Source organism: Sphingobium sp. FW305-3-2-15-F-TSA7, assembly GCF_058787155.1.
The window spans coordinates 95,098-116,454 of sequence record NZ_JBYSZM010000008.1 but is presented as its reverse complement, the minus strand read 5'-3'; the positions used below and the strand labels follow the sequence as shown (position 1 = coordinate 116,454).

Genomic DNA, 21,357 nt, shown 5'->3' with positions numbered 1-21,357 from the left:
TTCAGACCCCTACGCTAGAATTTGTAATCCAGACTGACGCGGAACGAGCGCGGCGTGCCATAATCGAGGATGTAGCGGTTCTGGCCCGAGGTGAAATAGCGTTTGTCGAACAGGTTCATGATATTCAACTGAACCTGCAGCTGCCTGGTGATCGCATAGGATGTGCGCGCATCGACGACGACATAACTCGGCAACGTATAGGACTGGACCGGCCCGGGCGGATCGAGCATCGGCCGTGATCGTCCGACATAATTCACGCCGGCCCCAACTTCGAGCCCGCTCAGCGCGGATTCGGGCTGGAAGCTGTAATTGACCAGGGCGGACGCCGTGTGCTGGGGACCGACCGGCAGATTCTGCCCGATGAATGACGGCGTGTCGGATGCGCGGACCTTCGCCGTCACATAGGCATAGTTGGCGAGGATGGAGAGGCCGCGACCGAGCTGGCCGACGAGTTCGATCTCGCCACCCTTGAACCGATCCTTGCCGCCGCCGATCACGAACCTGTCGCCGGGCCCGTTCAGCGGGTCGGAAATCGCGGTGCCCGATCGGTCGAGCTGGAACAGCGCGGCCGACAAGCCCAGGCGCCGGTCGAGAAATTCGCCCTTCACCCCGATCTCATATTGCGTCCCATGCTCGCTGCCGACCGTGCCGCCGCCGCGCTTGATGCCGAGCTGAGGCGTGAAGCCGCGGGCATAATGGAGATACGCGTTCACATTGCCGGTCACGCTGTAGAGAATGCTGGCGCGGTATGAGAATTCCTCGGTGTTCAGGCTGGCCCTGGAGGCATCGGGCCGTCCGGGATAGAGGCTGTTCTCGAGCTTGAGCCAGTCGTACCGGCCGCCGATGAGGAGCTTGAGGCTGTCGGTCAGCCTCAGCAGGAGCTGCGAGCCGACATTATAGCCGGTCTGTTTCTGCGAGCCGACGCCGGTGTAGCAGAAATCGCCGTTCAGATAGTCCTGATGCGTCGGGAAAGGCCCGGTAAACTGGCTGAAATCCGCCTTGTAGAGATTGACGAAACCGATGCAGTTTCCGGATTCGTTGTTGGACGATTTGAAATAATCATATCCGGCGACCGTATAGATCTGATGTTCCTGGCCGAACGCCTCGAACTGGTCGAGATAGGACAGTTCGACAGAGGCGCTTTTGGCGTCTTCGTCATCGTCAATGGCATAGACCGTTGCCTCGCCGGTTTCGAACGACGCAGGGACATAGCCCGAATAGACGCTTTTCAGATCCTGGTCGGACGTCGTCCCATTGACGACCAGCTTCAGCGAACCGTCATCGAAGACCTGCTGCTTGAGCGCTACCACCGCCGATTTGACATCGAGCGTCGTCTTGCTGACGTCGGGATTGCCGTTGAACAGCTTGCGCGACACCGCCGTCGGCAGGTGAACATTCCGGTTCGCATCGACGAACACGGGCAGACCGCCACCCGTCACGCCGCTCGTCTTCTGATAATAGCCGAAGAATTCGAGCTGGGTGCGTTCGCCGAGATCGGCAACGAGCGACGGCGCGAGCACGCGCGTCTTGCTATATTCTCCCTTGCGGAAGGAATTGGTGTCCTCGTAACCGGCACCGATGCGGCCGCGAACCGCGCCATCGGCAAAGAGCGGACCGGTCAGATCGAGTTCGGCGCGCCGAAAATCATAGGAACCGAGCAGCAAGGTCGCCGAACCGCCAAATTCGCGCTGGGGCTTGCGCGTGATGATGTTCACGATGCCGCCATAATTGCCGAAGCCGTAGATGATCGACGTCGGCCCCTTGGGAAACTCGATGCGCTCCACCCCGACCGTGTCGGGAACGCCGGCGATGCCATAGGGATAGTCGTTGAGCTTGAACCCGCGATAGCGGCTGAGCAGGATGCCGCGCGCGCGGAAGGTGCCGATGAACAGTCCGGGCGACGCCTTACCCTGGCTGACGAACCCCGCCGCATAATCGGCCGCGCCGCCGATCGAGGTAAGGCCGAGGCTGGAGATCATGTCTTCGGTGATGACGCTGATCGCCTGGGGCGTTTCGACGAGCGAAAGATCGAACTTGGTCGAACTGCTCGCCTCGATCGGGCGATAGAAGGTGCGCCCGACGATGACGATGTCATCCGGCTGGTCCGCCGTCTTGCCGTCCGTCTGCCCGGCTTGCGGTTCCGCGGGCACCGCCGACTGCGCGATCGCCGCCGTGGCCGGAAATATGACGCTGCTTCCCGAAGCGCCGAGCAGCAACAGCAACCGCGATGTATGTGATCGCCTCATGATCCTCTCCCCTGTTCAATGTCCGGGCCGATCGCGGCGCGGATAGTTGATATGCGTCCCTCCCAAGGACGTGCTGGGCGATGGTCGAATGCCTTTTTGGAAAGGCTATTCGTCATCGCCCGATCTGATTGCCTCGACGCTGCCCGACTCCGCGCTCCGGTAGATCGCCTCGAGCACGGTCAAGGCCCTGATCCCGTCGGCAGCGGTGGTCGCCGGTGCGGTGTCGTTGCGGACGCAGGCGGCAAAAGCCGCCATCTGCCGGGTGAACTGCACCGGTGGCGGCGTGCCATCGACCGGCAGCCGGACAATGCCGTTGCCGTCGTTGCGATAGAGCTCGCCGGCATAGTGCCGGACGAGCAGCGACCCGCGGCTTCCGTAGAGATGGATGGCGGCGGGATGCGGATCCCAGTCTCCCGCCGGGGCGGCGCCATCGCTGCCCCACCCCCGGCCATTGAGGAAAGTCCCGTGTTGCGGCAGATCGGTGAAGTAGCTGCTCTCCAGATACATGAGATGCCCGGTCGTCCGGCCGCCGCGCATCGTCATCACCGCATATTCGGACCGCGGCTCGCGTCCCGATATCTGTCCGCGCCCGCAAATGGCCTCGATCGGTTCCCCGGCCATCCAGGGAAACAGATCGAGCATGTGGACGCCGTGGTCGACCAGCCCCCAGCCGCCGCCGCCCGGGCCGCCGGGCGGATAATGCGCCGCCGACATCGGGGCATAGGCCTCCGCACCCGCGCCGCCGACGATTTCCTCGCGCAGCATCAGCAATTCCCCGATACCGCCTTCGCCGACGATCTCGCGCGCGCGCTGGATCGCCGGCAGATAACGGCACGAGGAGCCGTAGAAGAATTTGACCCCAGCCTGATGACAGGCGCGCGCCATCAGGCGCGCCGAGCGGACCGACAGCGCCATGGGTTTTTCGCACAGGATATGGAGGCCCGCCGCCGCCGCTTCGATCGCGATCACCTCATGCGTCGCGACCGCCGAGCAGATCACGATCGCGTCGAGCGGCACCGACGCGATCATCTCCGCCGCGCTCTCGAACATCTGCATGTCACGGCCGGCAAAACGGGTACGGGCCGCGAGCGACGGATCGGCCCCCGCGACGATCGTGACCGTGTCCAGCGCCGCGCTGCCGTGAATATGCGCCGCCGCCGCGTCGCCAAGGCCGACCACGCCCAGCCGGAGGGGACGCGTGCTCATCGATCGAGCCCGAGTGGAACAGAGAAAGGCGTGGTACGAAATTTCACGAGCGATTCCGGTATGTCAGAGGGATGAAGTGGCAAGGATCGCGCCGCGATCGCGCTCATCGATGGCGCGACGGCGCCGACCGCCCACGATCCAGCACAAAGCGATCGCAGCACCGCCCACCCCCAGCGCGGTCCATGGCGCAAGCCGTTCGGCGGCGGGGAACAGCAGCAGATCGCGTATCGCGAGGACAAGCAGCAGCACCGAAGCGACGACCGCCACCCATGGCGCGACCATCCGCCCCGGAACGCGATAGGGGCGCGGCAGATCGGGCGCGATGCGGCGGAGGCGGATGACAGCGCCACATGCGAAGAGGAAGACGATCACGAGCATGACGCTCGCGGCGGTGATCAGCGCGATGCTCAGCCCGCGCCCGGCCAGGCCGAGCAGATAGCCGCAGCAACTCGGCAGCAACAGGCTGACGACCGGCACGCCATTGGCGACCGGCGCACCATCTGCGGAACGCGCGCGCGAGAAGCCGGCCGGGGCGAGATGGGCGCGCGAAAGCGTGTCGAGGATACGCGCGGTGGTGAACGTCGTCGAATTCCAGGAGGACAGGATGCCGACCAGCGCCAGGAGGATGACGACCCCCGCGAGCGCACCCGACCCCGTCGCTTCGTGCACAACCTGATAGACCGACGGGCCATTCACGCTGCCGCCGATCCGTTCGGCAAGGCTGGCATATGCCAGGATGATCGCCGCATAGAAGAGGAAGCTGGCGATGATTGCCAGGATGACCAGCCGACCGATCCGGGCAAGCCGGACGCCGGCGGCGCGCTCGCCCATTGCCTGGGGAAGCACCTCGAAACCCGAGAACCAGAAGGGGGTCGTGATCGCGACTGCTGTGACGCCCGACAGTGTGGCCTGCCCCGCGGCACCGGCCATCAGCGACGCATCTGGAGCCACGCGACCGACGACCAGCGCGACGCCGCACAGCACGACGACCAGCATGAACTTCGCGATGACCAGCCCGTTCTGCAGGCCGACGGTCAGTCGCGTGCCGTGCCAATTGGCAAGAAAGACGAGCACCGTGCCCAGCCCTCCGAGCACAAGCGCGCCGCGATCGATCTCGAACCCGAATATCTGCTGGGAGCCGGCGCAGATGCCGGGAAGCGCCATCTGAACGACATAGGGCAGGGTCGTGACGAAGAAGCCGATGGTCGCGACATAGCTGAGCACAAGCAGCGCGCCGACTATATATGCCGCCGCCGACCCGAAAGCCCCATAGGTGTAGCCGACGATGCCCCCGCTATCGGGCATCATCGCCACCAGCTCCGCGAAGCACAGTCCGATGAGCGCCATCAGCGCCGCGCCGAGCCCGAAGGCGATGATGGCGCCGATCGGGCCCGCCTCCGCCACCCAGGCACTGGTCGCGGCGATCCAGCCGGCGCCGATGATCGTGCCCACCAGCAGGGAGAACATGCCGACGAGCGTCACGCCGGTCCGACCATCGTCGCCCCGCTTCATGTTCTAACAATCTATCTGTTGATATAACATAGTCGAGTTTGCTATATCAGATTCGGGCACAGGTAAAGAGGCAATGTCCCGCCCCATCGACGCCCGGAAGGATCGCGTGTGACACAAGCGGAAACCGAAGACCGTTCGGCGACGGGGAAAGGCCAGGACGACGGATCGCCTGCGCAGCCGGACGCGCTGTGGCGCCAGGCGCTGGTGTGGGACAATGTGTGGCCGGTCGACCTTCCGGGCGAGGAGCCGGTCGGCAATGGCTGGCACACGCTCGAACGCTTCCGCGCCGCGGGTTTCGATATCGTGTCGACGACGCTTGCCGGGGACAATCACGGATCGGACGGCGCGCTCGCGCTCGTCGCATGGGCGCGGCGGCGCATCGCATCCTCCGACCACACCGTGCTGATCGGATCGATCGACGAGATCCCGATCGCGCGGGCGAGCGGAAAGCTGGGCATCGTCCTCCAGTTCGAAGGCACGCGCTGCTTCGAGCGCAATCTCGACCTGATCGAGGCCTTTTATGCGCTTGGTGTCCGCCAGACGCTGCTCGCCTTCAACAATACGAACAGCGTGGGCGGGGGCTGCGCCGAGAAAAGCGACGGCGGCCTGACCAGCTATGGCCGCCGTCTGGTCGCGGAAATGCAGCGCGTAGGCATGGTGGTCGATCTCAGCCATACCGGCGCGCGCACAGCGATGGACGCGCTCGAGATCGCCACCCGGCCATGCCTGTTCAGCCATTCCAACGCCGCGCGCCTTCACCCGAGCTTCCGCAACATCACCGACGCCCAGGCCATTGCCTGCGCATCGACCGGCGGGGTGATCGGCATATCGGGAGCGAGCGAATATCTGGGCGACCCGGCCTGCTCCAGCGAGACCATCTTCGCGCATATCGACCATTTCGCGAATCTGGTCGGGATCGAGCATGTCGGACTGGGGCTCGATCTCGTGTTCGACGCGAGCGCGCTCAACGACTGGGTCCGGGAACGGCCCGACGAATGGCCGATCGCGGCCGATCCGGCATGGCCGGGCTTTCGCTACGCGACGCCGGAACAGATGCCGGGCCTGATCGGGATCATGGCCGACCATGGCTATAGCGAAACCGATATCCGCGCCGTGCTCGGCGAAAATATGGTGCGGCTCTGCCGCATGGCATGGGGAGCAACAGGACAATGAACAGAGTCTATGCATGGGCGGCCGCGGCGGCGATCGCCATCATCCCCGCCGTGCCAGCTATCGCCCAAAAGGCGGAAAGCGTGTCGGGTACGTCGCTGTCCGCGCTCGGCGTTGGCGAATATCGTTCGGACGAGCCCTTTCGCTATCGTCAGGCCGTCCGGCGTTCGGTCTATGTCCGTGCCCGTGACGGCACGAAGCTGGCAGTCGACATCTACTTACCGGCGGTCGAGGGCCGCGCGGTCCGCGCCCGTTTTCCCGTGGTTTTCGAATATACCCGCTATGCACGCGCCAGACCGCTGCCCGGCGGCGGAACCAAGATGGCCCGATATTCGATGGCCGATGCCGCCGGCGTCATGCAGATCGCGGACAAGCCGCTCTGGTCCGAGCTGATGCTCGCCTATGGCTATGCGCTCGTGGTCGCCGACATGCGCGGCGCCGGCGCTTCGTTCGGCCCGTCGCATGCCGAGGGCGACGATATCGAGGGCAAGGACGGCGCCGACCTGATCAACTGGATCGCGAAGCAGCCATGGAGCGATGGCACGGTGGGCATGCTCGGCGCTTCCTATCTGGCGGAAGTGCAACCGCGCGTCGCCGCCGAGCGCCCACCCGCATTAAAAGCGTTGTCGATGGTCTATGCCTTCTTCGACGGGCCGAGCAGCGCCTATGGGATGGGCGGCATATTCCGGTCGGGCTGGCAGTCGGGCTGGGTCAGCCGCGTCGCCGCCGCGGACAACCGGACCTCCGCGCCCGATGCGCCGATCACCAACATTCCTCCGGTCGATGGCGATCAGGATCAGCGCGAATTGCGGCAGGCGGTCGCCGAGCATCGCAACGGGGTGGACGACGAATATTTCAACCACATCGACCGCTTCAAAAGCGTCGGCATCGTGCGCGACGAGCTGCCGTTCCTCGACACCTATCAGAAGGCCGGTCAGAACAACCTCTACACGCTTCTTCCGAAGGTGAACGCCAGCGGCATTCCCACGCTTCTCAATGGCGGCTGGCACGACATCTACGCCAACGACATGCTCTATTGGTTCGCGAACCTGACGGTTCCGCGCAAGATGATCTACGGCCCCTATCCGCACGGCATCACGGGCCCCTCGCCGAACGATCCACGCGATACCGAACGCGACCACATCGTCTCCCGCGAGACGCTGCGCTGGTTCGACCATTGGCTGCGAAAGATCCCGAACGGGGCCGACACCCGGGCGCCGGTCCATTATGGCGTCGCGCGCGGTCCGGCACGCACCGAATGGTTTTCAGCCGACGACTGGCCGACGAAACTGACGCGGGACGCGATTTTCCATCTGTCGTCCGCCTCAGCGGGCAGCGCGCGTTCCCAGAATGACGGCTCGCTGGCCTGGTCGGCCGACGGCAAGACCTCGCAACAGGGCTGGGTCGTCGATCCGGAAACCTCGCTGGGCAACCGCGGGACGCGATGGGCGGGCCCAGTCTACGAGATCGACGTGACCAACAACGATCTCAAATCGATGACCTTCACGTCGCCGCCGCTGGCCCGGGATCTCTATGTCGCCGGCATTCCGTCCGTCCGTCTGTTCCTGTCCTCCGCCGACACGCCGGTGATCGACGTCCATGCCTATCTCACCGCGGTCGCCCCCGACGGGACCTCCCGGCTCGTCTCCGAAGGCATATTGCGATCGTCGCACCGCACGCTCGGCAAGCCACCCTATCGCAATTTCGGCCTCCCCTTTCCCAGCTCGCTGCGCCGCGACGTGCTTTCTGCGGCGCCGCTCTCGGTGCGCCCCGAGCCCATGGAATTCGGAATGATCGCGGTCGGCCGCATCTTCCAGCGCGGAGAGCGATTGAGGCTGACGATCGCCGGTGCGGATCGGGACAATGTGTCCGCGCCCGAGATCAGCGCCACCCAGAATGCGGGGCTGCATATGGGCGGTGAGACGGACGCCTGGATCCGGCTGCCCATCGTCGGCGAAATCGATCGATCGCCGTTCGAGTGACCCATTCTCAACACCCGACATCGGCACGGGAACTTGGCAGGCCAACGGGTCAACACTAAGAGTTCGGCTGACCATATTGATCCGCCACGACCCATCGCCCCCGACACAGCGCCTCCTCGATCAACCCGGAACCCAGTGCATGCCGACCCTCGCCCCCGCAGACCCCAAGACACCGGCCGGCAGTGCGGCAGCCGCGACGCTGAAGGACACGGCGTATGAGACGATCAGCTCGCTGATGATCCAGGGCGCATTGAAGGCGGGTGAGCCCGTGACGCTGCGCCAGGCCGCCGAACTCACCGGACTGGGTCTCGGCCCGGTGCGCGACGCGATCTTCCAGCTCGTCGCGGAGGGGGCACTGCAGATGCTGCCCAACCGGACGACGGTCGTCCCGCTGCTGACGCGCGTCGAATTCGACGAACTCTACGAGGTGCGATGCGTTCTCGAGGGGCTGGCGGTCTCTCGCGCCGCGCTCAACATCCGCTCGTCCGAACTGAAAGCGGTTCGCCGCCATCTCGGCGATCTGCTCGACGCGCTCGACGCACGGGACCTGACCAATGTGCTGCAGAGCAACCGGGCGTTCCAGTTCGGCATCTACAATGCGTCGGGATCGCACACGCTCGTCAAGATGATCGAGGGTCTGTGGCAGCGCTTCGGCCCCACCTTGATGATGCTGATGAACGCCGAGACGCTGGAGCGCGAGCAGTTCTTCCGCGGAACCTATGACGACCATGTCGGCCTGGTCGATGCGCTCCACGACCGCAATCCGGAAGCAGCGCGCAAGCATCTGGTCAGGATGGTCACGAGATCCGACGAACTCGAATATTACAGCAATCAGTCATCGGACTATGACGGCATCACCTATGCCGATATCAAGATCGAGGAAAATTCGATCTAGGATCTGAATCCGCTCTGATTCGGGTCGGGCAGGACGGGATGAGAAACGACCGATACCCGATTGGCGCGATCGCCATTGCCCTGCTGATGGCGGGATGCGGCAACAAGCCCGCGATCACGCTGCCCGCCGATCCGCAGGCACGCGCCACCACCTGCTACGCCGCCAGGATCGCGCTGTTCGGGACGCAGGGCGGCGGCACGGCGCTCACCGTCGAGCAAGCCAATGAAGCCGCACATTTCCTGCTGCTCGGCGCATCGGCCAATGGCATCGCCGAACCTGAAACGGCGAAGACGCTCGCCGCGCGCGGCCAGGCGCTGGAAGCCGCGATCAGCGAGCGGAAGAACGCCTCCGACTATGCCGAGCCATGCGCCAAGGCCTATCCCGAGACCCTGTCATCGGCGTTCAAGGGATTGCCCGCCGACGGTTCCGAGACGCGGATGATGTGCTTCACGCTCGCCAACGCGCTCGGCCAGATCCATCGGGCAAGCGACGTCCCGCCCGGCGGCAAGGCCGAAACCTATGCCCGACTCGACGCGGCGCTCGACACACGCATCTCCGACGAGATTCGGGCCGCGGGCGCGATCGATCCCGGGCAATTGCTCACGCGTGCGACGCGCGGCCTTGCCGCGGCAGCACATGCCGGTCCGCCGACACAGGTGCTGGACGCCTGTGCCGCACGGTATCTGAAACCCTGAACCTTCCCGATTTCCAGCGTCGGTCGCCTCTTGACCCGCAATATCGCAGGCATATGGTCCGCACATGAAAAAGCCTATCGTGATCATCGTCGTCCTGCTGCTGCTGGGATTTGCGGCCGCCTTTTATTTCGTGTCACGCGGCAAGCCCGCCTTATTGTCGGTCGACGCGGTGACGGGTGCGAAGCCCACCATCTCGGCACCGCGCCCCGAGCGGTTGCCGACCATCAACATCGCGGATCCGGTCGGCTGGCCGAACGGCGCCAAGCCCGACGCGCCCAAGGGCCTCAGCGTCGCCGCCTTTGCCGACAAGCTCGACCATCCACGCTGGATGTATCTGCTGCCCAATGGCGACGTGCTGGTGGCGGAGACCAATTCCCCGCCGCGTGAAGGCGGCGGCATCAAGAACTGGATCATGCGCACGCTGATGGGCCGCGCCGGCGCGGACGTGCCGTCCGCGAACCGCATCACATTGCTGCGCGACGCCGATGGCGACGGCAAAGTCGATCAGCGCACCGCCTTTCTCGAAGGATTGAACTCGCCCTTCGGCATGGCGCTGGTGGGCAACACGCTCTACGTCGCCAATACCGACTCCGTGATGGCCTTCCCCTACGAGACCGGCCAGACGAAGATCACCGCCAAGGGCAGCAAGGTGGTCGATATACCCGGCGGCGATGGTCATTGGGCGCGCAACGTGATCGCCAGCCCCGACGGCAAGCTGCTCTACGTCACCGTCGGTTCGGCCAGCAATATCGGCGAGAACGGCATGGACAAGGAAGTCAATCGCGCCGCTGTGCTCGAAGTCGATCCGGCCAAGAAGAGCTTCCGCATCTATGCGACCGGCCTGCGCAATCCCAATGGCCTGGCCTATGAGCCCAAGACCGGATGCCTGTGGACCACGGTCAACGAGCGCGACATGCTCGGCGGCGATCTGGTGCCCGATTACATGACCTGCATCGAGTTCGGCGCCGATTATGGCTGGCCCAACAGCTATTGGGGCGGTTACCAGGACAATCGCGTCGAGCCGTACCGGCCAGACCGGCTCGAATATGTGAAACGCCCCGATTTCGCGCTCGGCCCGCATGTCGCAGCACTCGGCATCGCCTTCGCCGACGGCGCCAATCTCGGCCCCGCCTATGCGAACGGCGCGTTCGTCGGCCTGCACGGATCGTGGAACCGCACGCCCGCTTCGGGCTATAAAGTGGTCTGGGTGCCGTTCGGCCCCAACGGCTATCCGCTGCCGAACGCCAAGCCGCAGGATTTCCTGACCGGATTCCTGGTGGGTGACGAAGCGCGCGGCCGGCCGGTCGGCGTGATCAAGGACCGCACCGGCGCGCTGCTCGTCGCAGACGATGTCGGCAATACGATCTGGCGGGTCAGCGCGCCCGGCGCACCGCCGCTCGCCCCTGCCCCGGCACGCCCGTCCGGCTCCTGACCGGGGTCGGGCGGTGAGCGACCGGAACGCAACCGTCGCGATCATCGGCGCCGGCGATCATATCGGCAGCGCGATCGCGCGGAAGTTCGCGGCCGAGGGCTTCACGATCTTTGCCGGGCGTCGCAATGGCGACAAGCTCAAGCCGCTGGCCGAGGAGATCGCGGCGGCGGGCGGCGACATCTTCGCCCGGTCGCTCGACGCGCGCGTGCCGGAGGATGTGGCCGCCTTTCTCGACGATGCCGATGCGCACGCACCACTGGCGCTCGTCATCTTCAATGTCGGCGCCAACGTCAATTTCCCGATCCTCGAGACCACCGACCGCGTGTTCCGCAAGGTCTGGGAAATGGCGTGCTTCGCCGGTTTCGTCGCCGGGCGCGAAGCCGCGCGCATCATGCTGCCGCGCGAAAGCGGCAAGATCTTCTTCACCGGCGCCACCGCCGGGCTGCGCGGCGGCACAGGCTATGCCGCTTTCGCATCGGCCAAGTTCGGGCTGCGCGCGGTCGCCCAGTCGATGGCGCGCGAGCTGTGGCCCAGCGGGATCCATGTTGCGCATCTGATCATCGACGCCGGCGTCGACACGCTATGGGTCCGCGAGATGATCGCACAGCGCGAGGGCAGGGATGCGGTCGACGCGATGCATCCCGACCGGCTGATGCCGCCCGCTGCGATCGCCGACGCCTATTGGCAGCTTTTTTGCCAGCCCAAGGCCGCCTGGACCTTCGAACAGGAGATCCGGCCTTATGGAGAAACCTGGTAGCTCGATCCGATCGCCGCCTTTCCGGCCGATCGACGATTTTGCCAAAAGAGTGAATCGACTCTGTCGATTTCCGCTCTAGTCTCCGTAGCGATGACGAAGACGATCATGCTTTCGCTGCTCGCCGCCGTCGCGGCACCGATCGGTATCTATGCGGTGGCGCAGCGCCAGGCCCCGGCGCTCGCGCCGGGCGAGATCACGCAAGCGGCGCCCGCGACCGACTGGCGGGATATTCCGGCACGCGACCTGCTGCTGATGGACGTCGCCGGCGGCGGCCGCGTCGTCATCCAGCTCGCCCCCGATTTCGCGCCCGTCCATGTCGCCAATATCCGCAAACTGGCGGCGCAGCGCTGGTGGGACAACACCTCGATCAATCGCGTCCAGGACAATTATGTCGTGCAATGGGGCGATGCCACCGAGCGCAAGGCATTGCCCGCCGACGTGACGGCGAAACCGCCCGAGGAATATGTCCGCACCGAGACCGGCCTGAACCCCAGCTGGATCTCATGGCCCGATCCCTATGCCAAACATACCGGCTTTGCCGATGGCTGGCCGGTCGGCGGCGACGGCGACGGCAAGATCTGGCTCGCCCATTGCTATGCGATGGTCGGGGTCGGCCGCAATCTGGCGCCCGATACCGGATCGGGCGCCGAACTCTATGCCGTGATCGGCCAGGCCCCCCGCCATCTCGACCGCAACATCGCCCTGGTCGGCCGCGTGATCGAGGGCATGGAATTCCTGGCCTCACGCCCGCGCGGCACCGCGGCGCTCGGCTTCTACGACGATCCCCGCCAGCGCATCGCGATTTCGAGCATCAAACCGATGTCCGAAGCCGATCCGGGGGCGCAATCGGCCTATCAATATCTGACCGGCAAGAGCTTCGCCGCCTATCGCGAAGCACGCGCCAACCGGCGCGACCCGTTCTTCAACGTCCCCGCCGGTGGCGCCGACGTCTGCAACATACCGGTCCCCACCCGCCGCAAACCTTAGGACGGGGCGTCATTCAGGTGATGCTGGCCTGCGAACGGCATCGATCTGCGCTTCCGGTGCTCACGTACTGAAGTACGCTGCGCGCCGGTTCTCGATCGACACCATTCTCGACTCAGCCTGACCTGAATGACACCCCGTCCTCAACGTCTGACAACGCCGATTCAGGAGACGGAACACCAAAAAAAGGCCGCCCCGGCAGATGCCGGGACGGCCGAGCAGGATGATCGCGGCCGGACGGGAACCGGTCTGGCCCCAATCTCCCTATTCGTAGCGCAGCGCGTGGATCGGGTTGGTGCGCGCGACGCGGAAACTGTGCGCACCGATCGTCCCGACCGCGATCAGCAGCGCCAACGTGCCCGCCACCAGGAAAGGCACCGGCCCCAGCGCGATGCGCGCATCGAAGCCGTTGAGCCAGTCGCGCATCAGCCACCAGGCGATCGGCCAGGCGATGATGTTCGCCAGGATCACCGGCCGGGTGAACTGCCAGACGAGCAGCCGTACGATCCGTGACGTGCTGGCGCCCAGCACCTTGCGGATGCCGATTTCCTTCGTCCGGCGCTGCGCGGTGAAGGCGGCCAGCCCGAACAGGCCGAGACAGCCGACGACCACCGCGAGCAGCGAGAATGCCCCGAAGATCTGCGCGCGCGACTCTTCCGACTTGTAGAGATCACGGACGATGTCGTCGCCGAACTTGGCGGTGAAGGGCGTATCCGGCGCCAGGCGTTTCCACACCGCCTCGATCTTGCCCATCGCCGCTGCCGGATCACCGCTGTAGCGCACCAGCATCTCGTTGTGATTGTTGCGATCGTAGAAGAACATGATCGCATCGAGCGGATCGCGGATCGAACGGAAACGCGAATCCTGGACGACGCCGATGATCGTGACCGGCACCAGGCCATATTGGTCGCCGGTGATCGCCGCGCGGATCTGCTTGCCGATCGCATCCTGTGGTGACTTGAAGCCGAGCCGCTTGACCGCGAGGGCATTGATCATCGTGTTCGCGCCGCGCGCCACGAATGCATGCTCCGCCGCCGGATCCTCGGGGGTGGGACGCGTGCTGTCGTCGAGCGGCCGGTTGATGTCGAAGCCGCGCCCCGCGAGCAGCTTGATTCCCATCGTGTCGAAGAACCTGGTATCGACATTGTAATAGCCCAGCCCGATCGGCTCCGACTGGCCGGGAAGCTGGACGCCGGTCACAGTGTTGTTGAGCGTGTTGATACCGATCGCCGTGCGCCCCACCGAGGTGACGCCGTCGATCTTGCCGATCTCGCGCACCAGCGTATCCTTGATTGGATCGAGCTGACGACGTTGCATCCCGGAGACCTGGATCAGACCGTCGCGATGATAACCCGGATCGGAGTTCCGCGCGTAGAGCGTCTGCGCATAGACGACGATCGTGCAGATGATCAGCCCGATCGAGACCGCGAACTGCGCGACGACGAGCGCGCTACGCAGCCGGCCCGACCCTTCGGCATCGGCAGCCGACTTGTTCGCCTTGAGCACACGTGCCGGCTGGAAGCGCGACAGATAGAAAGCCGGGTAGATACCGCCGGCAACGCCGACGAGCAGCACCAGCCCGATGATCGGCAGCAACAGGCCGCCGGTGCCCACATATTTGAGCGACAGTTCGGCATCGAGGAAGGTGCTGATCAGCGGCAGGACGAGCTCGGTCATCGCCAGCGCAAGCAGCATCGCAAGTGCCGACACCAGGATCGATTCGCCGATGAACTGGAAAACGAGCTGGCGGCGATTGGCCCCGAGCACCTTGCGCAACGCCACTTCGCGCGCGCGCTGGCTTGCCCGCGCCGTCGCCAGATTGACGAAATTGACGCAGGCCATGCCCAGGATCAACACCGCGATCACCGCGAAGGTCATGATCGAGCGGCGATCATTGCCCGGGGTCATCGCACCTTCCTGCGCGCGCCCGAGATGGATGTCGCGGACGTTGACCAGTGCGAATTCGGCGCTGTCGCCCTGGTTGGTGCGCCGCTCGCCAAAGATCTGATCGGGAATATTGCGTTTTTCCCAGGCATGGAATTGGCTGTTGATGTCCCCGACGTTCGCGCCGGGCTTCAACCGGAAGTAGAGTGCGCCCGCCTGCCAGCCATATTCGGTGAGGAACTGTGGATTCTCGGCCCAATAGGCATTGGCGTCGTAGCGCGCGACCATGTTGAGTTTGAGGTGCGAATTCTTCGGAATATCCTTGAGCACGCCGTTGACCCGATAATCCTGCGAGATGCCGCGCGAGATCAGGGTCAGCGTCTGCCCCATCGGATTCTCGTCTCCGAACCGGCGCTTCGCTTCACTTTCGGTCAGCACCAGACCGCCCGGCTGCGCCAGCGCGGTCTTCGGATTTCCCTGCACCAACGGCAGATCGAGCACGTCGAACAGCGGGCCGTCGACGAACTTCATCGCCTCCACTTCCGTCGCCTGACCGTTGCGAACCACGACAGGGCCGGCCGAGAGCAGATGGACGCTGCTTTCGATCTGCGGGAAATCCTTGAGTATCGCCGCCTTGGTGACATAGGCGGCCATCTGCAGGTTCTGCTGCTCGCCAGTCGTGCGGTCGGTATAATAGGTCTGGAGCTGGAAAGTCCGGTCGCCCTCCGGCATCCACCGATCGTAGGTGAGCTCGTTGCGCACAAAGATCAGGATGATCAGGCACGCCGCCATGCCGATGGCGAGCCCCAATATGTTGATGGCGGCATAGGTACGGCTCTTCATGAGCGACCGCAGCCCGACGATCAGATAGTTGCGCCACATGGCGTGTCTCCTTGTCCGCGGGGTTCAGGCGGCGCGGCGCCGTTCCTGCAGGATGCGGCCGTCGAGCATGTTGACGACGCGGCTGGCGTAATCGGCATGCGAGGGCGAGTGGGTGACCATGACGATGGTCGATCCCTCGGCATTGAGCGTCTGGAGCATCTTCATCACTTCCTCGCCATGCTGGGTGTCGAGGTTGCCGGTCGGCTCGTCCGCCAGGATCAGCCTGGGTTCGGCGACGAGCGCGCGGGCGACCGCCACGCGCTGCTGCTGCCCACCCGAAAGCTGGCTCGGCCGGTGGCGCGCGCGGTGCGCGATGCCCACCCGGTCCATCACTGCCTCGACCTTCGCCTTCCGCGCCGCGGCGGGCATGTCGTGATAGAGCAGCGCCAGTTCGACATTCTCCGCCACGCTCAGCTCGTCGATCAGGTTGAAGCTCTGGAAGATGAAGCCGAGATGCGTCTTGCGCGTTTCGGCGAGCTTGCTTTCGGGCAACCCCGCCACCTCGATGTCGCCGAAGCGGTACGATCCGCTCGACGGGCTGTCGAGCATGCCGATCACGTTGAGCAGCGTCGACTTGCCGCAGCCCGACGGCCCCATCACCGCGACGAACTCGCCCTGATGGATGTCGAGATCGACCGAATTGAGCGCGGTCGTTTCGACCATGTCGGTGCGATAGACCCGGCTGAGGTCGCGCATGCTGAGCATCGGTTGCGTCATGTCTTGGCCTTTCGTCTGTGGCTTGGTCATTTGCGTTCGAGGTCCAGCCGATCCTTGTCGGCGAAACCGGTATAGGGAGAGGTGAGCACTTTCTCGCCGGGCTCCAGCCCGTCGAGTATTTCGATGAAATCGGCATTGCGCCGGCCGAGCCGCACCTGGCGCTTGACGGCCTGGCTGCCGTCGGGGGTCACGACGAACACCCAGCTTCCGCCCGTCTCATTGTAGAAGCTACCATTCGGAATCAGCCGGGCCATGCTCGGATCGCCCAGGGTCAGCTTGACCTGCAGCGTCTGGCCGCGCTGGATCTGCGGCGGCTCGTCGCCGAGGAACTGGAGATCGACTTCGAACTGGCCGTTGCGCACGGTCGGATAGATTTTGGCGACGCGCATCCGATAGGTCTTGCCGTTCCACTCGACGACCGCGGTCTGGCCGGGCTGGACGCGCGCAAGATAGAATTCGTCGACACCCGCCATCAGCTTGTTGCGCCCGGGGCTGTCGATCTGGCCCAGCCGCTCGCCGCGTGCCATCGATTGGCCGACCTGGATCGAGAAAGCGGATAGCGTGCCCGCCACCGGTGCGCGGAGGTTCAGGGCATCGAGATTGGCGCGCGCAAGGCCGAGGCTCGTTTCGAGCGAGATTGCCGATGCGCGCAGCTGCGCAAGCTGGCTGGACTGGAGACGTTCGTCGGTCGCCTGCGCGCGCGCCAGCACTGCGTGACGATCGCGCTGATAGGAATAGTCGTCGCGCGTGTCGGCAAAGATCTTGCCCGCGACGAAACCGCGCTGCGCCAGCGGCTGCTCGCGCTCATATTGACGCTGCGCCTTCTTCACCGCCAGCCCGGCTTCGAGCAGATTGCGCTCGTTCTGGATGCGGCTTTGCGACAGCGCCAGTTCCTGGCTGCGCATCGAGTTGAGCTGCTGCGTCACTTCGGTCTGGCGCGCGAGCACGGAAAGCTGGAGTTCGGCATTGGAGAGCCTCGCGAGGAGCTGCCCCTTCTGCACGGTCGCGCCGTCCTCGACGAACACCTCCTCCACCCGGCCGCCCTCGATCGCGTCGAGATAGACAGTGACGAGCGGGGTGACGCGTGCGCGCAGCGGCAGGAAATCCTCGAAGCGTCCGCGCGTCACGGTGGAGACGGTGACGCGGTCGGCGGGAACGGTCTGGCTGGTGCCGCGCGGCATCAGATACCAGGCCGCGATCAGGATCAGCAGGATCCCGGTGCCGGCCGCGGCGAGCTTCAGACGCAACGGAATGCTCCGCCGCTCGACCACCCGATCCATCGCGCCGCCGCTTGTCGGCTGGTCGCTGCCGCCCGCGTCCTTGTTCATCCGCACCACGCTCATAGGCTGTGTCCGATTCCGAACATTTCGTGTCCGCTATCGGACATTAGGCGCGGATGGGGTCGCAGCCGACGAACGGCCGTTCGATGCACAGGCCCGATGGTGCCGATTCGTCCGCGGCAATGCGCGCATCGCCGCCATAAACGCCGTTTTCCGCCTCCGGAGCGGCAGTCATGAAGGTCATCGTCGCGGCGGCGAGCATGGCGGCGACCGCGCTGGGGAGCTTCGGCGTGCTGGGGGTGTACATGGTCTTTCTCCTCGTCGAGCGGCCGATCGCGGCCCCGTTTCCCATCCCGTTGCAGAGAGCGTGCCAATTGCGAGGAGTGGCGGTTTTGCGCGATTGAAGGCGATCGAGCCAAGTATGGCACAATTATTGATTGCCCGATTTCGGACACTCGCTGTACGGGAACGGACGCATGCCGGAGGGAAAGCCATTCGAATTGTGCGTCGTCATCGATGACGACGAAGACATATTGCTCGCGGCGCGCCTGCTGTTGCGGTCGCTGTTCGACGAGGTTCTGACCTTCACCGATCCGCGCGACGCGTTCGAACGCACGGCGACGCGCGCGCCCGAGGCGATATTGCTCGACGCCAATTTCGCGCGCGGCGCCACCGACGCTGCCGAGGGTTTCGAATGGCTGGGGCGCTTCCTGGCGCGCGATCCCGATGCGGTGGTAGTGATGATCACCGCGCATGGCGGCGTCCAGATCGCGATCGAGGCGATGAAGCGCGGCGCCACCGATTTCGCGACCAAGCCCTGGTCCAACGAACGCCTGCTCGCCACGGTGCGGACCGCCGCCGCATTGCGCCGTTCGCGCCGTGTCGCGGCGGAAAAGGACAAGCTCGTCGCGATCGCCGCATCGGCACCGGGCGGCGAGACGCCACTGCTCGGCACGTCGCCCGCGATGGCGCGCGTCCAGCAGCTGATCGAACGCGCCGCCCCGACCGACGCCAATGTGCTGATCCTGGGCGAGAACGGCACCGGCAAGGAACTGGTCGCACGCGAACTCCACCGCCGCTCGCGCCGCGCCGAACGCGTGATGCTGTCGGTCGATCTCGGCGCAGTCGCCGAGACGGTGATCGATTCGGAGCTGTTCGGTCATGTGAAGGGCGCCTTCACCGATGCCCGCACCGATCGCATCGGCCGGCTGCAAGCCGCCGATGGCGGCACCTTGTTCCTCGACGAGATCGGCAATTTGCCACTCCACCTACAGCCCAAGCTGCTCACCGCTTTGGAGCAGCGCAAGGTGACGCCCGTCGGCGCCAACAAACCGGTCCCGGTCGATATCCGTGTGATCGCCGCCACCAACCTGTCCACGGACCGGCTCGGCGACGAGCACCGCTTCAGGCAGGATCTGCTCTTTCGGCTCAACACCGTCGAGATCACGCTGCCGCCGCTTCGCGAACGGCGCGAGGACGTGCCGATGCTGCTCGACCATTATCTGGAACTCTATGCACGCAAATATGGCAAGGCGGCGCGGCCGATCCCCGCCGACGTGCTTGCCGCGCTGACCGCCTATGATTGGCCGGGCAATGTCCGCGCGCTGCGCCATGCTGTCGAGCGCGCGGTGATCCTGTCGGGCGACGCGCCGTTCACCATCGCGGATTTCTCGATCCGCCGCCCCGAGCCCGCACCGCTGCGCGTCGAGCGCAGCGCGGTGGTCGAGCCGCCGGCCGGCGACGACGATCTCAACCTCGAGCGCGTCGAGCGCCGCATGGTCGAGACCGCGTTGAAGAAACACGGCTACAACATCTCCAACGCCGCCTCCGAACTCGGACTGACGCGCGCGTCGCTGTATCGGCGGATGGAAAAACATGGGCTTTGACCGTCGCTTCGCGATCGGACTGGCGCTGCGCCTGGCGCTCGCACTCGCCGCGCTCGCCGCCTTTGCCTGGTCGTTGCTGACCCCCGGGCTCGCCGCGGCGCGGATCGTTGCCGCAATGCTCGCGACGGGCGCCGGCATCGCGCTGTGGCGCTATGTCCAGCGCACCAATCTGGAAGTCGCCCGATTCATCGACGCGGTGCGCTTCGGCGACCTCCAGGCGCGCTTCGCCCGGCCCGAGGCCGGCAGCGGCTTCGACGTGCTGGGTTCCGCGCTCGACAGCGGCATCCGTACGCTGCGCGAGGAGCGCGAGCGGATCTCGGAGGAAACGCGCTTCTTCTCCGCGCTGGTCGACGATGTGCCCGTCGCGCTCGTCACCGTCGATTCCGAGGGGCGCGCCGAATGCGTCAACAAGGCGGCACGGCGGCTGTTCAACCAGCATAAGGGCATCCGCGTCGCCGATTTCGAGATCTATGGCGCCAGCCTGGTCCAGGCGATCGCCGGCCTGCCGCCCGGGCGGCATCAGCTGCTCATCCTGTCGCTCGACATCGGGCCGCAGCGCGCGACGGTTCGCGCCGCCTCGCTCGCGCGGCTGGGCGGCACGGTGCGGGTGATCGCGGTTCAGCCGATCCAGGATGCGCTCAACGCCGTCGAGGTGGCGGCGCAGAGCGACCTGATCCGCGTGCTGACGCACGAGATCATGAATTCGATGACCCCGGTGACGTCGCTGGCGCGTACCGCCGCGCAGCTCATCGCCGAGGCCGATCGCGGCGACGATCCCGCCATTGCCGATGCGCGCGGCGCGATCGAGACACTGGCCCGCCGCGCCGACGGCGTGATGCATTTCGTCGAAACCTATCGCACGATCACCCGCCCGCCGCAGATCAACCGACGCCTGTTCGCCGCCGAACCCTTCGCGGCCGAGCTGGGCCGGCTATTCGAGGCCGACGGACATTGGGCCGATGTCCGGCTGGAGATCACGATCGCGCCGCCGAGCCACCTGATCGATGCCGACCCGGATCTGATCGCACAGGTCGTCATCAACCTGCTGCGCAACGCCGCCGATGCCGCGACGATGAACGGCGACACGCCCACCGTATCGCTGTCGATCGAGGCGATGCGGTCGGGCCGGACACGGATCGAGGTGGGCGACAATGGCACCGGCGTACCCGAAGCGCTGCGCCACGACATCTTCCTGCCATTCTTCACCACCAAGAAGACGGGCAGCGGCATCGGCCTCAGCTTCGCGCGGCAGGTGCTGCTCGCACATGACGGCTCGATCGAGGTCGATCGATCGCCCGCCGACGGCGCGCTGTTCCGGCTGGTGCTGTGAAGCGCCTTGCGCCGCCGTCAATGCCGCGATAGGGAGCCGCCTTCCAGAGCATGCGGAGCGGTGGCCGAGTGGTCGAAGGCGCTCGCCTGGAAAGTGAGTATACGCCAAAAGCGTATCGAGGGTTCGAATCCCTCCCGCTCCGCCAGCCAGTCGGCATGATTTCCGTAAATGAGAGAATCGCCGCCAGAACGGCGCAGTTCTGCGCCGTTCGCGGCATGATCCCGTAGCGGGAGAATCCCTTTTGGGGCTCTCAGAGGCGTTTTCTCCCGCTCTTTCTCCGCGGCCATTCCACTACTACGGAATCGCGTTTTCGCCATAAATCGGACGGTCCCGCACCGGGCTCCGATCCCATATTTGTCGCCCCTTGATGAACGAAAGGCAGCTTCCGAGGCACCCGAGGTCGGTCTCTAACGGCGGCTATGTTGGCGATGTTGGCGATCGCAGTTGCCTGTTTATGTCGTGATGCTGGCTGGCGGCTCTCGACCAACTCCGGTCAGTT

At 65.2% G+C, this 21,357-nt stretch carries 16 protein-coding genes and 1 tRNA gene; 10 read left to right on the top strand and 7 right to left on the bottom strand.

All coding sequences use genetic code 11. From position 1 onward, the window contains the following. Positions 1–14: 14 nt before the first annotated feature. From AC3WN8_RS08235 to AC3WN8_RS08225, 3 genes are all read right to left on the bottom strand, one after another. Positions 15–2,246 carry a TonB-dependent siderophore receptor gene (locus tag AC3WN8_RS08235; protein ID WP_492668919.1) on the bottom strand — a complete coding sequence of 744 codons (2,232 nt, stop codon included), beginning with the start codon at positions 2,244–2,246 and terminating at the stop codon, positions 15–17. Between the two features lie 105 nt (positions 2,247–2,351). Beyond that, complete coding sequence (locus AC3WN8_RS08230; RefSeq protein ID WP_492668918.1) at positions 2,352–3,452, bottom strand: Gfo/Idh/MocA family protein; 1,101 nt, start codon at positions 3,450–3,452, stop codon at positions 2,352–2,354. A gap of 63 nt (positions 3,453–3,515) precedes the next feature. Then, the gene (locus AC3WN8_RS08225) at positions 3,516–4,964 is read right to left on the bottom strand and encodes an APC family permease (RefSeq protein ID WP_492668917.1); all 1,449 of its coding nucleotides are present in this window, start codon (positions 4,962–4,964) and stop codon (positions 3,516–3,518) included. A gap of 108 nt (positions 4,965–5,072) precedes the next feature. Between AC3WN8_RS08225 and AC3WN8_RS08220 the strand changes: the two genes are divergently transcribed. The 7 genes from AC3WN8_RS08220 to AC3WN8_RS08190 all read left to right on the top strand — a co-directional run bounded on the left by AC3WN8_RS08220 (position 5,073) and on the right by AC3WN8_RS08190 (position 12,882). After that, positions 5,073–6,137, top strand: a complete 1,065-nt coding sequence (locus tag AC3WN8_RS08220; RefSeq protein ID WP_492668916.1) for a dipeptidase — start codon at positions 5,073–5,075, stop codon at positions 6,135–6,137. Continuing rightward, positions 6,134–8,116 (top strand): CocE/NonD family hydrolase, encoded by a 1,983-nt coding sequence (locus AC3WN8_RS08215; protein ID WP_492668915.1) that lies wholly within the window; start codon positions 6,134–6,136, stop codon positions 8,114–8,116. The genes AC3WN8_RS08220 and AC3WN8_RS08215 overlap by 4 nt, the downstream gene beginning before the upstream one ends. Before the next feature lie 139 nt (positions 8,117–8,255). Continuing rightward, positions 8,256–9,011, top strand: a complete 756-nt coding sequence (locus AC3WN8_RS08210; RefSeq protein ID WP_492668914.1) for a GntR family transcriptional regulator — start codon at positions 8,256–8,258, stop codon at positions 9,009–9,011. 38 nt (positions 9,012–9,049) lie between these two features. Beyond that, a complete protein-coding gene (locus AC3WN8_RS08205; RefSeq protein ID WP_492668913.1) occupies positions 9,050–9,706 on the top strand; it encodes a hypothetical protein in 657 nt (218 codons plus the stop codon). Between the two features lie 64 nt (positions 9,707–9,770). Further along, positions 9,771–11,138: a PQQ-dependent sugar dehydrogenase gene (locus tag AC3WN8_RS08200; RefSeq protein WP_492668912.1), complete on the top strand. Its 1,368-nt coding sequence runs from the start codon at positions 9,771–9,773 to the stop codon at positions 11,136–11,138. Positions 11,139–11,151: 13 nt separating this feature from the next. Then, positions 11,152–11,895: an SDR family NAD(P)-dependent oxidoreductase gene (locus AC3WN8_RS08195; RefSeq protein ID WP_492668911.1), complete on the top strand. Its 744-nt coding sequence runs from the start codon at positions 11,152–11,154 to the stop codon at positions 11,893–11,895. A 105-nt stretch (positions 11,896–12,000) separates the two neighbouring features. Then, complete coding sequence (locus AC3WN8_RS08190) at positions 12,001–12,882, top strand: peptidylprolyl isomerase (protein WP_492668910.1); 882 nt, start codon at positions 12,001–12,003, stop codon at positions 12,880–12,882. A 261-nt stretch (positions 12,883–13,143) separates the two neighbouring features. On the opposite strand, the gene AC3WN8_RS08185 is transcribed toward AC3WN8_RS08190, so the two are convergent. Genes AC3WN8_RS08185 through AC3WN8_RS08170 form a run of 4 tightly spaced genes read right to left on the bottom strand, consistent with a single transcriptional unit; the run spans position 13,144 to position 17,949 of the window. After that, complete coding sequence (locus AC3WN8_RS08185; RefSeq protein ID WP_492668909.1) at positions 13,144–15,645, bottom strand: ABC transporter permease; 2,502 nt, start codon at positions 15,643–15,645, stop codon at positions 13,144–13,146. 24 nt (positions 15,646–15,669) lie between these two features. Further along, the gene (locus AC3WN8_RS08180) at positions 15,670–16,362 is read right to left on the bottom strand and encodes an ABC transporter ATP-binding protein (RefSeq protein ID WP_492668908.1); all 693 of its coding nucleotides are present in this window, start codon (positions 16,360–16,362) and stop codon (positions 15,670–15,672) included. 26 nt (positions 16,363–16,388) lie between these two features. Then, positions 16,389–17,705, bottom strand: coding sequence for an efflux RND transporter periplasmic adaptor subunit (locus AC3WN8_RS08175; protein WP_492668907.1), 1,317 nt, complete (start codon positions 17,703–17,705; stop codon positions 16,389–16,391). Positions 17,706–17,748: 43 nt separating this feature from the next. Further along, a complete protein-coding gene (locus AC3WN8_RS08170; protein WP_492668906.1) occupies positions 17,749–17,949 on the bottom strand; it encodes a hypothetical protein in 201 nt (66 codons plus the stop codon). A gap of 169 nt (positions 17,950–18,118) precedes the next feature. On the opposite strand from AC3WN8_RS08170, the gene AC3WN8_RS08165 reads away from it, so the two are divergent. From AC3WN8_RS08165 to AC3WN8_RS08155, 3 genes are all read left to right on the top strand, one after another. After that, positions 18,119–19,528: a sigma-54-dependent transcriptional regulator gene (locus AC3WN8_RS08165; protein WP_492668905.1), complete on the top strand. Its 1,410-nt coding sequence runs from the start codon at positions 18,119–18,121 to the stop codon at positions 19,526–19,528. Then, positions 19,518–20,858: a sensor histidine kinase gene (locus AC3WN8_RS08160; protein WP_492668904.1), complete on the top strand. Its 1,341-nt coding sequence runs from the start codon at positions 19,518–19,520 to the stop codon at positions 20,856–20,858. Before AC3WN8_RS08165 ends, AC3WN8_RS08160 begins: the two co-directional genes overlap by 11 nt. Positions 20,859–20,912: 54 nt before the next feature. Further along, positions 20,913–21,003: transfer RNA gene (locus AC3WN8_RS08155), tRNA-Ser, on the top strand. Positions 21,004–21,357: the final 354 nt, after the last annotated feature.

Coding starts and splice junctions, on each gene's coding strand:
- AC3WN8_RS08175 (WP_492668907.1), bottom strand. CDS start 17,705: ATGAGCGTGGTGCGGATGAACAAGGACGCGGGCGGCAGCGACCAGCCG.
- AC3WN8_RS08235 (WP_492668919.1), bottom strand. CDS start 2,246: ATGAGGCGATCACATACATCGCGGTTGCTGTTGCTGCTCGGCGCTTCG.
- AC3WN8_RS08165 (WP_492668905.1), top strand. CDS start 18,119: ATGCCGGAGGGAAAGCCATTCGAATTGTGCGTCGTCATCGATGACGAC.
- AC3WN8_RS08190 (WP_492668910.1), top strand. CDS start 12,001: ATGCTTTCGCTGCTCGCCGCCGTCGCGGCACCGATCGGTATCTATGCG.
- AC3WN8_RS08215 (WP_492668915.1), top strand. CDS start 6,134: ATGAACAGAGTCTATGCATGGGCGGCCGCGGCGGCGATCGCCATCATC.
- AC3WN8_RS08170 (WP_492668906.1), bottom strand. CDS start 17,949: ATGTACACCCCCAGCACGCCGAAGCTCCCCAGCGCGGTCGCCGCCATG.
- AC3WN8_RS08225 (WP_492668917.1), bottom strand. CDS start 4,964: ATGAAGCGGGGCGACGATGGTCGGACCGGCGTGACGCTCGTCGGCATG.
- AC3WN8_RS08160 (WP_492668904.1), top strand. CDS start 19,518: ATGGGCTTTGACCGTCGCTTCGCGATCGGACTGGCGCTGCGCCTGGCG.
- AC3WN8_RS08230 (WP_492668918.1), bottom strand. CDS start 3,452: ATGAGCACGCGTCCCCTCCGGCTGGGCGTGGTCGGCCTTGGCGACGCG.
- AC3WN8_RS08185 (WP_492668909.1), bottom strand. CDS start 15,645: ATGTGGCGCAACTATCTGATCGTCGGGCTGCGGTCGCTCATGAAGAGC.
- AC3WN8_RS08205 (WP_492668913.1), top strand. CDS start 9,050: ATGAGAAACGACCGATACCCGATTGGCGCGATCGCCATTGCCCTGCTG.
- AC3WN8_RS08200 (WP_492668912.1), top strand. CDS start 9,771: ATGAAAAAGCCTATCGTGATCATCGTCGTCCTGCTGCTGCTGGGATTT.
- AC3WN8_RS08180 (WP_492668908.1), bottom strand. CDS start 16,362: ATGACGCAACCGATGCTCAGCATGCGCGACCTCAGCCGGGTCTATCGC.
- AC3WN8_RS08210 (WP_492668914.1), top strand. CDS start 8,256: ATGCCGACCCTCGCCCCCGCAGACCCCAAGACACCGGCCGGCAGTGCG.